The 13,269-nt window shown below is 57.5% G+C and carries 8 protein-coding genes and 1 pseudogene; 8 read left to right on the top strand and 1 reads right to left on the bottom strand.

Going from position 1 to position 13,269, the window contains the following annotated elements; translation table 11 throughout:
• The first annotated feature begins 354 nt into the window (after positions 1-354).
• From MOM01_RS23415 to MOM01_RS07715, 8 genes and pseudogenes are all read left to right on the top strand, one after another.
• Positions 355-1,985 (top strand): annotated as a pseudogene (locus tag MOM01_RS23415) (sugar transferase).
• Positions 1,986-2,271: 286 nt separating this feature from the next.
• Positions 2,272-3,618, top strand: a complete 1,347-nt coding sequence (locus tag MOM01_RS07730) for an O-antigen ligase family protein (RefSeq protein ID WP_241384823.1) — start codon at positions 2,272-2,274, stop codon at positions 3,616-3,618.
• 3 nt (positions 3,619-3,621) lie between these two features.
• Positions 3,622-4,386: a WecB/TagA/CpsF family glycosyltransferase gene (locus tag MOM01_RS23410; RefSeq protein WP_374112279.1), complete on the top strand. Its 765-nt coding sequence runs from the start codon at positions 3,622-3,624 to the stop codon at positions 4,384-4,386.
• Between the two features lies 1 nt (position 4,387).
• A complete protein-coding gene (locus MOM01_RS23405; protein ID WP_374112278.1) occupies positions 4,388-5,305 on the top strand; it encodes a glycosyltransferase family 2 protein in 918 nt (305 codons plus the stop codon).
• A gap of 262 nt (positions 5,306-5,567) precedes the next feature.
• Positions 5,568-6,398 carry a glycosyltransferase gene (locus tag MOM01_RS07725; protein ID WP_241384822.1) on the top strand — a complete coding sequence of 277 codons (831 nt, stop codon included), beginning with the start codon at positions 5,568-5,570 and terminating at the stop codon, positions 6,396-6,398.
• On the top strand, positions 6,398-7,213 hold the full coding sequence (locus MOM01_RS23400; protein WP_374112277.1) for a polysaccharide pyruvyl transferase family protein: 816 nt from the start codon (positions 6,398-6,400) through the stop codon (positions 7,211-7,213). The genes MOM01_RS07725 and MOM01_RS23400 overlap by 1 nt, the downstream gene beginning before the upstream one ends.
• Positions 7,200-8,648 carry a lipopolysaccharide biosynthesis protein gene (locus tag MOM01_RS07720; protein ID WP_241384821.1) on the top strand — a complete coding sequence of 483 codons (1,449 nt, stop codon included), beginning with the start codon at positions 7,200-7,202 and terminating at the stop codon, positions 8,646-8,648. The genes MOM01_RS23400 and MOM01_RS07720 overlap by 14 nt, the downstream gene beginning before the upstream one ends.
• 78 nt (positions 8,649-8,726) lie before the next feature.
• Positions 8,727-10,055, top strand: coding sequence for a UDP-glucose dehydrogenase family protein (locus MOM01_RS07715; protein WP_241384820.1), 1,329 nt, complete (start codon positions 8,727-8,729; stop codon positions 10,053-10,055).
• Positions 10,056-11,260: 1,205 nt separating this feature from the next.
• On the opposite strand, the gene MOM01_RS07710 is transcribed toward MOM01_RS07715, so the two are convergent.
• Positions 11,261-13,093: a DUF4012 domain-containing protein gene (locus MOM01_RS07710; RefSeq protein ID WP_241384819.1), complete on the bottom strand. Its 1,833-nt coding sequence runs from the start codon at positions 13,091-13,093 to the stop codon at positions 11,261-11,263.
• Positions 13,094-13,269: the final 176 nt, after the last annotated feature.

Raw genomic sequence — 13,269 nt, 5'->3', positions numbered from 1 at the left:
TCGTCCAGTTCGGGTAAAGAGCCATTGAAGGCAGGTCTGTTGCACACATTCTTCGATGTGATGCTCGACACATGCACCGTTCGGATGTGATCAACCGGGTTGTCGGGAGAAGTGGGCGAAACCTGTATCTGTTCAATGTAATACGAGATCGCAGCCGGGGTGACGGACCTCTCTTCGGCAATCGTGTCCGCCTATTGATCCGTAAAGAAACGTCGATTCACACGTAACGCTCGGTTATTCATCAGGGATAACTTCGGTGATGCTTCGTCGAGCAGGGTTCCAGCGCTGGCCCCTGCTCGACGGAGGACGATTTCTGTCTCGGGGAGGAGACACACATATGGGGAGGACTGTGGGATGACGACGGTCGACGATCGTGGGGTCGACCCGTCCGGCGCACCGCGGCGCGCGCATGTGCGCGCGTCCGCGGCTGCGTCGTCCGGCACCGGGCTCAACCGCTGGACATGGCAGAACGCGTATGTGAAGAGGCTGCATGTCACGGACGTGCTCGTCGTCGTGCTGTCTGTGCTGCTGGCCCAATGGGTGCGGTTCGGCTACGAGGATCTCCTGCTCGCCGGGGAGGGCGCAGATCTGGAGTACTCGTTGGCGTCCGCGACACTCATCGTTGCGTGGCTGATCGCCCTGAGCGTGTTCCGCACCCGTTCGCGCCGGGTGATCGGATCGGGATACGACGAGTATCAGCGGGTCATCTCCGCCACGCTCGGGATGTTCGGTGCGATCGCGATCATCGCGCTCGTCGCCGATCAGAAGATCGCCCGTGGCTTCCTCGCTATCGCTCTGCCTGCCGGGTTGGCGGGTTTGCTGCTGACGCGGTGGGCGTGGCGGAAGGTGGTGGCGCGCAAGCGTGATCGTGGGGAGTTCCAGACGTCGGTGCTGGTGGTCGGTGGTGCGCAGGCGGTGCGGCATATGACGCGCACCTTCTCCCGCAAGGACGGGGAGGGTTATCGCGTGGTCGGCGTGTGCGTGCCGCGGTATTCGGGTGCGCCGGGTGAGGTGATCGACGTCGACGGCCGGCACATCACGATCTACGGCGATGAGCATTCGGTGGTCGAAGCCCTGAAGCTTTCGCAGGCCGACACGGTGGTGGTGACCGCGACGGAAACCCTCGGTAGTGAGGGCCTGCACGATCTGGTGTGGCAGCTCGAACCGCTCGACACCGATCTGGTGGTCGCGACCGGGGTGGTGGATGTGGCTGCGCCGCGGATCGAGATGCGTCCGGTGGCGGGTCTGCCGCNGGCAGCGTGAGGCAACCTGCGTGCGCCGACGCCGCCGTTGCCGGGGTGGTGGATGTGGCTGCTCCGCGGATCGAGATGTGTCCGGTGGCGGGGTTGCCGTTGATCCATGTGGAGAAGCCGAGCTATCACGGGGCGAAGCGGTCGGGGAAGCGGATCTTCGATCTGGTGTTCGCCGGTGCGGCGTTGGTGGTGCTGGCGCCGGTGTTCGCGGTGATCGCGGTGCTGATCAAGCTCGAGGATCGGGGTCCGGTCTTCTACAAGGCCGAGCGCATCGGTCTCGACGGAACTCCGTTCGGGATGGTCAAGTTCCGGTCGATGGTCACCGACGCCGACAAGTTGGTGGACACGTTGCTGGCGCAGAACGAGGGCGCCGGCCCGTTGTTCAAGATGAAGGACGATCCGCGGGTCACTCGGATCGGCAAGGTGATGCGGCGGTTCAGTATCGACGAACTCCCGCAGTTCCTCAACGTCGTTCGTGGGGAGATGAGTGTGGTGGGTCCGCGTCCGCCGTTGCGGCGTGAGGTGGAGGCCTATGACGGTCGGGTCAAGCGCCGGCTTCTGGTGCGTCCGGGGGTGACGGGGTTGTGGCAGGTCAGTGGCCGGTCGGATTTGTCGTGGGACGAGTCGGTGCGGCTGGATCTGTCGTATGTGGAGAACTGGTCGATGGTGTCGGATGTGTTGATCATCGGGAAGACGGTCAAGGCGGCCCTCGCCAGCGACGGCACGTGTTGAGTGCTTCACAGTTCGGAACCCCCCATTACGGCCGCACATATGACCAGATAAGGGGCACATCGACTGGCGTTAAGGCGGATCTGTTCCACGCCGTCATTCTTGGTAAGCAGCACGCACCATGCCCCGGTCGAAGGACCCTCAATGCGCGAGCCTCCCCCATTGTCTGACTAGGAAGCGTTGTTCGAGCAATGCAGAGAATTCTTGCCGAATCAACTACTCGTAGAGCGAAACCGACTCAACGAAGAATGTCGAGCAAAGACTTCTTCCGGAAAGAAGGACGACGACTTTGACGACTGAAATCCGAGTTCCGATCGCCACGAGCATACGACGCGCGCCGACGGCGACACGGTCGCCAATCGTCGTCGGCACGATCCTCGGTATCGCAGCAGCCTGCGTCGGGCTAGTACTGCCGTACCTTCCGCGAACCCTGAACCCGGCGCTCCTGTTCTCAGTGCTCGCACTTTCCCTTGCGGTACTAAGCAAGCCCAGGGGGGCTCTGTTGCGTACACGGGTCGCGACCCTTGATATCGGGTTTATAGCATTCGTCGTACTCTCGATTATTATCGAATTCGCAAACTCAAGTTTCCTCAGTATCGGCTTTTCATGGTCTTCGGTCGTTACTCACCTCACTGCCTTATTTGCGTACGGAGCTGTGCGTCTCTCTGTTCAACGCATTGAGGATATTTTCACGATCCTGCGAGGAGTGGTAATCGTTGCCGTGCCGGTAGCGGTCATCGGGGCCTTGCAACTTGTCGCCGGCCGAACATACAACAGCCTCCTGGTCGGTGTAACAGACAGCGCCGGGCTTGAGCGCAGGCTCGAACTCGGTTGGCCGCTGCGAGCTACAAGTACGATCGGGCATTGGACCGCCTTGTCCGGGTATCTAACGATGACGATAGCCGCAGCCTGTGCCCTGATGCTGTGGAGGGCGCGTAATTCTGAACCGTACAGGTGGATAAGCCTTGCGATAACCATCATGTTCGTCGCCCAGCTCGCCACAGTGACCTTCGCGCCAATTGCTGTTTCGGTCATCATTGTTGTCGCGACCGCTGTACAGATGCACCTGAAGGTTTCGCACATAATCGTGGGCGCTATCACCGCAGGAACGGGATATATCCTGTTTAATGCCCAGCTGACCCACCGCCTAGACCAACAACTCAACGCTCCCGCGAACCAGTCAAACTCGATACTCCCGGAATCCGTACAGTACCGAATCGGAATTTGGGAACGTGAAACCATACCTGCGATCCTCGATAAACCCGTCATGGGCTGGGGGGTGAACGTATACAACCGAATTTCTACTGGAAATGCACCTAGCCAAATATTCTGGCCTTCGCCTGAATCCGAATGGATGCGTACCGCAATCGCCCAAGGAATCCCCTTGGCAATTATCCAGCTCGCCCTCCTTGTATTCGCCTGGAAGTTGATGAAACACGCCAATGCCAAGCTTCCGGGCGCCGAATACAGGCCACTGGTTATTGCAGGACTCGGAATTATATTTGTCTCTACATTTCATTCGCACTTCAGTAGCGGGTCGGTCTCACTCCTATATTGGATCGCAGCGGCAGCAGCGGCGACGGTCTCCTTCGCCGATCCTGTTGCATCCGAATCCCCCAGGAAAAATAAAGGGTGAGACATGACTAAAATAAACCTCTGGCACATGCGTATCGATCCGATGTCGCCTGCCGAAGTAGCCACATGGATCGCGAGTGACGCAACCTCAAAACGCCTGCTACTGAACCACAACCTTCACAGCACATATTTATTCACCAAGAATCGAGAGTTCCGCGAAGTGTATGCCCTGGCAGACAAAGTTATTATCGATGGACTGCCGGTGCTACTCGTACTCAATCTGGAGCGCAGACTGGCCGGGTACGGGACGTTCTCACGCAACGTGAGGTGTGGTTCAACCGATTGGCTACTCGGCCTCCATGGACTACCCCACGAGACCCGGCTCGCACTGATCGGGGCTAGTGCGGGATCCAATGACGCGGCCGTGGCAGCGCTAGAGAGAAAGTATCCGACATTTCAGGTGCGAGGATGGGATGGATACGCCCAGCTGCAGCACTTGACTAGAACGGATTTCGCAGATCTCAATGAGTTCTCTCCAGACTTGGTACTCATCGGCTTAGGCATGCCGAAACAGGAGAGCTTCATCCTGAAATATTGGGACCGACTGCCGTCTGCAACATATGCGTCTGTAGGGGGCGCGATAGACCAAATATCGGGGCATCAAAAACTTGCACCGCGTTGGACGGGCAAGTATGGGATTGAGTGGATTTGGCGGCTCCTTTCAGATCCACGACGACTTTACGCACGGTACCTGATCGAGCCGTTCAGGCTAATCCCTTCCACAATGCGGTATCGGCAACGCGTTCGCGACGAAACGAAGGTGATTTAAGGTGGAGTCAACTATAACTGTCGTGATCCCAACCCTTGAACGAAGCGAGCTCTATCGAGCTCTGGAAAGCGTGCGCGCACAAACATTGCCGTGTCATGAGGTGCTCGTAATTGTAGACAAGCCTGAAGTATCCCCCGATACTAGACGTTTTCTCAGGGAGAACGAGCGGGCTATATCGACCGGCGGCGGCCGCGGCGGTGCCGTCGCACGCAATATAGGACTTGCACATGCAACAGGCCAATACGTCGCGTTCCTCGACGACGATGACTGGTGGGAGCCTGAGAAGATTGAATCGCAGGTCGACGCATGCAATCGGACGGGCGCAACCGTTTCATGGACGGCCACTCGGTTTCACCAGGACTCCAAAGTGAGAATTATTCCGAGGCGTCCATATCAGGGTGGTGAATTTGTCGGCGACTATCTGGTAGCGCGACCGGGTATACGACACGGCGATGGCTACATACAATCAAGCTCGTTGCTGATCGATAGGCAACTTGCTACTAAGGTCCAATGGGACGAGTCGCTCAAGAAGCACCAGGACTGGGACTTTGTAATACGGCTTGTCGACGTCGAATGCTCGCGATTCACGTATGTTCCCCTTCCTCTCGTGAACGTCCAGCAAGCAAGTGAAAACTCGGTGTCTGCAAGCCGAAAGTGGGCCGCAAGCGCACACTTCCTATTAAAGTTCGATGCCCGTTGGGGTCAACGAGCAAAAGCCGATTTCGTACTCACGCAAATTGTGCGATCCTCTTTGGCGGCCGGCGATATAGAAGGTCTTCGATCCGCAGTTCGGCTGCATCCTCGGGCTTTACCCAACTTTGGCGCAATACTTGTAGCGGGAATGGGCATGTTCGAATTCTTCAAACTCCAAACCGCGCGTTGGCAAAGACGTTCAGAGAAGAGTCGAGATGCGAGCTAATGAGTCAGTCTTAGTCTGGGATCCGAATCCGTTTAACTGCTACGGAGCAGAAGTAGCGCGAGCCCTGAGCAGTAGGTTCAGCGTGTATCGATTCGCGCGTCGCGGTGGCGACGTCAGCAGCCCTTCTGTACGTGACGTGAACGTGTTGCCCGCGCCAGCGGCGGGGAGGCGGGATTTGTGCACAGCGATCCAATATGCACTGGGTGTTGCCATATTTTGCGCTGCGGCGGCCCTGTCTCGACGGCCCGTCGTAGTCACCTGGATGAACACATCGATTGAGAAGAAGGCGATAAGGCTTCTTCAACTAATGCGCTGCCGCACCGCAATAGTCGTGCATAATCCGGTGAAGGGCCGCGACGAGATAGAAACACAGCCGGAAATCGCAATGATTCGCCGGAATGCGACCGTGCTAATTGTGCACGACGAGGATCTTGCCCGCGGCCTCCGGTCGTACCGAAATGTAGTCGTTGCAGCTCACCCTGCCTACTTTGCTTGGGCCGACGCCACAACGAGGGCAGAAGTAGACGAACGCGCGCATAACGTGGCGTTGTTTCTTGGCAGTGCAAGGCCGGATAAAGGTTTCGATCAGCTTCCTGAAATCGCGCACGAGCTAGCAGCGGAGGGCTACTCGCTCCGTTGTGCAATCGGCCGCCTCACTGTAGTTCAGGAATCCACCTTAACAGAGGCCCCTAATATTGAAGTGCTGTACGGAGCAGATGGACACATTTCGAACCAGGACATGAGAGATGCCATTGACGGATCGACGGTTCTGATCGCGCCTTACTCAAATGTCACTGCATCCGGCACCATTTTAATGGCGATGTCAGTAGGTCTCCCCGTGGTTGCATACCACAATGACGGGTTAGAGGAACTAATCGGCCCAAACAGACTGGCTAATCCCGCTACGGCAAAGAATCTGGTTCAGTGTGTTACTAGAACTTCGAACAGTGATTCACAAGAAGTGCTACGAAAAATGCGACTCCACGATGAGCGGGCGAGAATCGAATGGACAGCCGCAATTGAGAGCCTCCTGAGCTATGTTTCCGCACGGGGCGAAAAGTCTAAGAAGGCACGGAATCGGAGGGTGGCATAGTGCCCAACGTATCTGTAGTTCATTGGAATCCGCGACAGCCTGTCGGTCTCCCGTTTACTTCAAGAAGAGTGCGTCTCGGTCGGAGGGTGAACAATTTCGGTGACCTTTTGGGCCCTCTTATAGTGTCTGCGTTACGTCCGCGATTAGATGGGCGTCCGCAATTCAGTCGTGTCCGCCGTCGCCTTCTTGCCGTTGGCTCGATACTCCACCTCGCCCGAGACGGGGACTGTGTTTGGGGGACAGGAGTCAACGGAAAGATACAAGAATTCGAATACACGTTTCGTGAGTTGGATGTGCGCGCGGTCAGAGGTCCTCTAACACGAGATTTCTTGCTATCGCGTGGGTTGAATGTGGAAGAGACCTATGGCGATCCAGCATTGCTGACACCGATTATCTTTCCTTGGCTGGAGGAGGCTTCCAAACAGAAGAAACACAAGATCACAATTGTCCCGAATCTGAACGATTTACCTATGATCGAACATGACGAACGGGTCCTTGATCCTAGGTCTCCATTAGAAGTGTGCCTTAATCGAATTGCTCAAAGCGAGAGAGTGGTCGGAAGTTCCCTTCATGGCATTATAATTGCCGAGGCGCTTGGCATTCCTGCGCGTCTCATTAAATCCTCCGTGGAAGATTCGTTTAAATACGCCGACTACTATTTGGGTACGGGTAGGACTGCCTTCCGGCCGGCATCTTCCGTTAAGGAGGCGGTGGACCTCGGGGGCGAGCCCCCTGTCGTCTGGGATCCAGAACCGTTACTACGCGCGTTCCCAACAGATTTGTGGATCAAGGGTGCGCGTAATGAATCTAGGTAAGGTCGCTGCCCGCGGAACGATGATCTCCTTGGGCGGGCAGTGGACAAAGTTCCTGATCCAGGTCGCGTCGATCATGATTCTTGCGCGCGTTCTGACGCCCACAGATTTCGGTGTTATGGCGATGATTCTCGCGATTGTCGGCGCCGCGACTGTCATTGGGGATTTCGGCCTCTCACTGGCCGCGATCCAAGCAAAGGAGCTTCGGGAGTCTCAACGCATTAATCTATTTTGGATCAATGCTGCGATCGGTGCTGTGCTGTCCGTCATCGTCTTCTTCGCGGCGAGGCCGGTGGCCAACTTTTACGATCAGCCTCAGCTGGTTGGCATAACGCAAGTGCTTGCCGTGATATTTGTATTGAACGGGGTAGCTGTGCAGCTCCGTGCCGATCTCACGCGCTCTATGCGTTTCAGCGCACTTGCGCTGTGCGATGTCTTGGCCCAGGCGGTGGCCTTAGCTGTTTCCTTAGTTCTCGCTTTTTCGGGATATGGCGTGTGGGCATTGGTCGCGCAACAAGTTTGTATCGCGGCGGTTACTTTTATTTGTGCTGCGTGGTGTGTCCGCTGGCTACCGGGTCTTCCGCGAAGAGGCGCGCAAATGAAGAGCCTTCTGTCCTTTGGTGGAAATACAATGGCAACCCAGCTTGTGAATTATTCCAGCGCCAACATTGACTCAGTCCTCTTGGGTCGTGTTCAGGGTGCTTTTGAATTGGGTGTGTATGATCGGGCGTACCAGCTGTTTAAGATACCTATGCAACAGATGGCGGCACCGATGACACGTGTAGCGTTGCCGGTGCTCATGAAGCTCGAGGACGCTACCGATTACATGCGGTACATCGTTAAAGCTCAAAAGGGGCTGTCCTACATCTTACTATCATTGTTTGCTTTTGCTGCGGGGGCGGCAGACCCACTGCTTTATTTGACCCTCGGGGAGGGGTGGGACCGAGCACCGGAAATCTTTCGGCTGTTAGCGATTGGGGGCGCCTTTCAGGCATTGGCGTACGTCTACTACTGGATTTTCTTATCCACCGGACGTGTCGACCTTCATTTGCGGTACAGCCTTTTCGGGCGTCTAGTGATGATCGCTGCTATATTTATTGGTGTAAATTGGGGTGCAGTTGGAACAGCGATTGGGAGTTCCTTCGGATTTTTCGCACTTTGGCTTGTCTATTCGGTCCGGGGGGTCCCTCGAACTGGCGTCTCTAGCTCGCCGATTTTGAAAAGTTCGGTCCGTCCGGGGTGCGCTGCCGCGGGTTTATTTCTGACCCTGCTGGTCGGCGGCGCTTTTATTCCGGATCGCGCGCCGGCGATAGTTGAACTCGCGGTACTACTTGGTTTCGCCATATCGTATGTTTTGCTCGCCTGCTTAATGGTGCGGGGTGTCCGTGCGGACTTGCGGGAGTTGCTTGATGTCGTGCGTGGGGCGGTGGCGCGATAGATCACGGCACTGGGGTGACTTCCATCGAGCAGTATTACATCTACGAACGGTTCAGGTACGCAAGAAAGGACTGAGGTTTTGGGTATTAGGGTAGCTGTATTTGGTACGGGATATTTGGGTGCAACCCACGCTGCGTGCATGGCTGAACTGGGTCACGACGTCGTGGGCGTTGACGTTGATGAGAGCAAGCTAACGGCGCTACGGTCCGGCGAGGTTCCGTTTTATGAGCCTGGGCTTAGTGAGGTTTTGAGGCGAAATATCGAGGCGGGCAGGTTGCGATTCACCTCCTCGTACGCGGAGGCGGCCGAATTCGCGGATGTGCACTTCCTTGGCGTGGGCACGCCCCAGAAGCGGGGTGAGTTCGGAGCAGACATGCGTTATGTGTTTGCCGTGATCGAGGAACTCGCGCCATTACTGACTAGGCCAACTGTTATTTTTGGAAAGTCCACTGTGCCGGTGGGTACAGCCGCACAGTTGGGCGCCTTGGCGCGAGAGCTCGCCCCTGATGGCGTAGATGTGGAAGTCGCGTGGAACCCGGAGTTTCTCCGGGAGGGGTTCGCGGTTAAGGACACCTTGCATCCTGACCGAATTGTGCTGGGATTGGATCCTGCTGCTGAGGGCCGGGCAGAGGACGTAGCCCGCGAAGTCTACTCGGACCTCATTGACGAGGGTATCCCCTTTCTTGTTACTGATCTGGCGACAGCTGAGCTCGTCAAAGTGGCGGCCAATGCCTTTCTAGCGACCAAGATCTCGTTTATTAACGCGATTGCAGAGGTTTGTGAGGTAGCTGGCGCTGATGTGACTACCCTCGCGGATGCGATCGGTTACGACGAGAGGATCGGACGACGATTCCTGAATGCGGGGATCGGGTTCGGGGGCGGTTGTCTGCCGAAAGACATTCGGGCCTTTATGGCCAGAGCGGGGGAATTGGGTGCTGACCAAGCGTTGACGTTCTTGCGCGAGGTTGATGCGATCAACATGCGCCGCCGCACGACTATGGTCGATACTACAAAACGCATTTGTGATGGGTCGCTTCTCGGGAAGCGGATTGCGGTGCTCGGGGCGGCCTTCAAGCCGAACTCCGATGATGTTCGCGACTCTCCTGCTCTTAATATTGCTGGCCAGATCCAGCTGCAAGGCGCTGCAGTTTCTGTTTATGATCCGAAGGCGATCCACAATTCAAAGGCCATCTTTCCTACGCTAGGGTATGGATTGTCCGCGAAAGATGTTTGTCAGGGAGCGGACGCAGTTTTGGTGTTAACGGAATGGGAAGAATTCCGGAAGATGACTCCGTCCGAGATTGAAGGAGTGGTTCGACGCAAAGTAATTGTGGATGGGCGGAATTGTTTGGACCCTTCCGTATGGCGGTCAGCGGGTTGGTCGTACTATGGCGTCGGGCGGTCTTAGTCCCGCCTGTCAGTGAGGTTCGATTTACCACACACCTCTGGAGCCCGTTCATTATGTTGTATCGGGAGCGGGCTCCAGGCCGGCTCCTGCTTGTGGGATGTCGTGCACGAACCCCGAGTTCTGAGCATGCGTGGCCGTAGCAGTCTGGGATTAGATCTGTCGGTGAATGGCGTTGCGGTCGAGGCCAGGTCAATCTGAGTGTCGTGCGATCGCTGTGCCGTCGGGTGTGAAGGCTCCAGTAAAAGTGACACAGGTGCTGCCGTGGCGAGCTTTTGGGTGGCGGGGTTGGTGTAGGCAGAAGCTCGGGCGCACTTTTGCCGGTCGCCGAACGGGGCAGTACCGATGGATGCGCGCCGCTTTGGGGGCCCCACTTCATTTACGTTGATGCGATGCATTGGAGAGAATCGGGGACTACGATTCGAACTCTGCGGTTATTGAGGTTGACGGTCTCTGTTCGAACGGAGTGCAGGGGTTGGGCAAGTAGTGGCAGCGCGAATCAGATTTGGCGGCGTGTCCTCACGCTGGCTGGAACTCCAACGGCAGTGGCGACGGTGGGCACGTCATCTAGAACGACGGAATTTGCGCCGATCTTCGCGTCGGATTCGACAGTGACTCCGCCGAGAATGCATGCCCCAGTCCCGACATACACCCTGTCGCGCAGTACAGGGGCACCCTGACTCGGACCGCTGACGCCAAGGGTCACGCCATGGTAGATGGTGACGTCGGCACCTATCGAGGACTTCCAGTGGACCACAACGCCGCGACCGCCGTGTGGGAGACGGAGGCCAGGACCAACCTTCACCGAACGCGGAATCTCTGCTCCACATATCAATCGCATGAGTACGTCAGGAAATATGGCCAATGCTCCGGGTAGATGGCGTGAGAGACGTAATAGAATGACGGCAATCTTCCCAAAATTGTCTTCGTTCCGTCGCAGGTCGGCGCGCAAGTCGCTGCTAAAACTCATTACTGAACCTCCGGTGGACTTGAATAGTTTTGTATAGATCAACGCGTGAATGACGTAAACGATTACTGGTGCTGATTGGATATCCTGACGTGGATTTCTCCAGGGTTCGGTTGCATGACCCAGGAAATCGACATAGGTGCCGCGTCACCTCTTCGTCATTGCCTAATCGGGAAAGCTAAAATCGGAAGCGATTGCGTGACTCGGCGAGGCTTGCGATCATGGAGCGAGGGTGGAGTGGTCATCCGCAGTTCGGCACGTTTACCACAATATTTGGGGAACTGATGAGTGGTTGCGTAGGAATTCGGGCCATACCCTCGTTTGTAGGTTCGTTGATTTCGTAGGACACCTCTACTGTCTCGCCTTGCGGTATCGGAACCTGCACATTGAACATCGGATGCCCTCGCTCGGCGCTGACGAATGCGAATTCAGGTTTCCCGTCGACGGTGACCTTGTTCAATTTCGCACCCTGAGTTGCGACCAGCGCTAAATCGGTGAGGTTTGTCCCTGTCGGTGCTCCGACCGGATTATCGAACATGCCAGCTACGTAGTTTGTATAGTCTCCGGGCGGAAGTTCGTTCGTCAATCGGACAGTCACTCTCGATTCGCGGGTCTCGCCCTCGCACGATCCTGCTGTGTACTCGATTTCTCGCCGCAGGTAGTAGTCGAGCTTGTTACCGCCGAGGTTGTTGACGACCACGCCTGCATACGGTGCTGGATCGTCGGGAACGGCATGGCCGAGCGGGGTGGTCTCGAGTACCTGCTGCTCTTCCGGCGCGGAACTCCACACGGCCAGTCGGCGCTCACCCGCAGCCCGGCCCAGTGCTTCCAGAAGTGCTTGCGGCCGGGAGATGCTCCCCGTCAGCTTCTGCACGACGGCACGGGCGACGGTTTCGAGGTATCGCTTTCGGGCGGCCTGGTCGTCACCGAACCGCGAGTACGCGGTGGACTGGGTCAGCTCCACGACGTTGTCGGCCGTGATCTTCTCGCCGCCGGCGAGGGTGACGTCCCCGACGACCTCCAGTACATAGCTGAGGGCGACCGGGTCGGTCGCGATGGCTCCGTCGACCCGTTCGCCGGTTTCCTGCTGCCACATGGACTGCCAGATCTGGCCCGCGTAGGGGAAGTGCGGGCTGACGTTGCTGTTGCGGAAGTCCTGAGTAGGACGGCTGTGCCCGTAGGCGCGCTGGAAGTCGGGGCCGAGGTCGATCGGGTCGTAATCGAACCTGAATTCGCGGTTGCTCGTCACGTCGTCGACGGAGATCGCTCCGTCGTTCGCGCGTATGACTGTGAAACCACCGAGCAGCCCGCCCGTGCCGCGCGCCTCGGCGTTCGTCTGGAAACCGACGAAGTAACTCCGCGGACCGTCCGCACCCAGCATGGCCGGCGCGATCTGGGCGGCGAGTGACGTATTGTTCAGCAGGCCAGACAATTCGGACACTTGCGACTGTAGGTCGAGTCGCGCGTCGTCGATGAGGCCGAGCCACGTGCTGTCGACGTTCTGGGCCTGTTTGTCGAGGTCGGTGATCGCCGCGGATGTGCTTTCGAGGACGGGCGCGGCATCCCGGAGGGCTGCAAGGTTGATGCGCGCTCCGTCGAGGATCAGCTGATCGGGGGACACCGCACTGCCGGCGTCGACGGCGGGCAGAAGAACCTCTCCTGTGAGACCGCTCACAATGGTGGTCATCTGGCGAGTGGAATCGAAAGGGCTGCCCAAGAATGGGACTGCACCCGCCACGCGCCAGGGCGGGGAATCGACCGAACTCTGGGCGTCCTGCGCGTATCGATCGGCATCGTCTGCCGACGTGCGCGCTTTCTCTGTATCTCCTGCCAGGAGAGCGTCTTTCGCTTGCATGGCGAATTCCTGGGCTTTCTCCAGATTCGACTTCGCTTGCAAACCCTCGTATCCCAGCCACCCGAAAAATCCGACGACGGCGAGTGCTCCTACGCCGCAGCCGATCTGGACGCGGCGGCGTTTCGTGTGCTGAGCTGCGATCTCTTCGTCGGACAGGCGCCTGCGCACCTTGCGGCGACGCCGATCGGCCGAATGTGACTCACCGGTAACATCGTTCACGCGGCTTGTGCCCCCTTCGTGGTTTCCGTTCGAGACGATAACCCGTCTTGTGCTGACTGCGTGTTCAAGTGGTGAGTATCCGTGTCTGTAAGTAAGCTTCTGCCCAGCGATCGTGACAACGGAGTTGGGAGGCTCTGTCCGCGGTCTGATGACGGGGAGGATTCAAGCACTTCCGC

Source organism: Rhodococcus sp. CH91, assembly GCF_022554085.1.
In the GTDB taxonomy this organism is placed as follows: domain Bacteria; phylum Actinomycetota; class Actinomycetes; order Mycobacteriales; family Mycobacteriaceae; genus Rhodococcus.
Note: the sequence above shows the minus strand (reverse complement) of the source record. Positions and strands in the feature narration are given on the sequence as shown.

Coding starts and splice junctions, on each gene's coding strand:
- MOM01_RS23410 (WP_374112279.1), top strand. CDS start 3,622: ATGACTAAAATAAACCTCTGGCACATGCGTATCGATCCGATGTCGCCT.
- MOM01_RS07725 (WP_241384822.1), top strand. CDS start 5,568: ATGAACACATCGATTGAGAAGAAGGCGATAAGGCTTCTTCAACTAATG.
- MOM01_RS07720 (WP_241384821.1), top strand. CDS start 7,200: ATGAATCTAGGTAAGGTCGCTGCCCGCGGAACGATGATCTCCTTGGGC.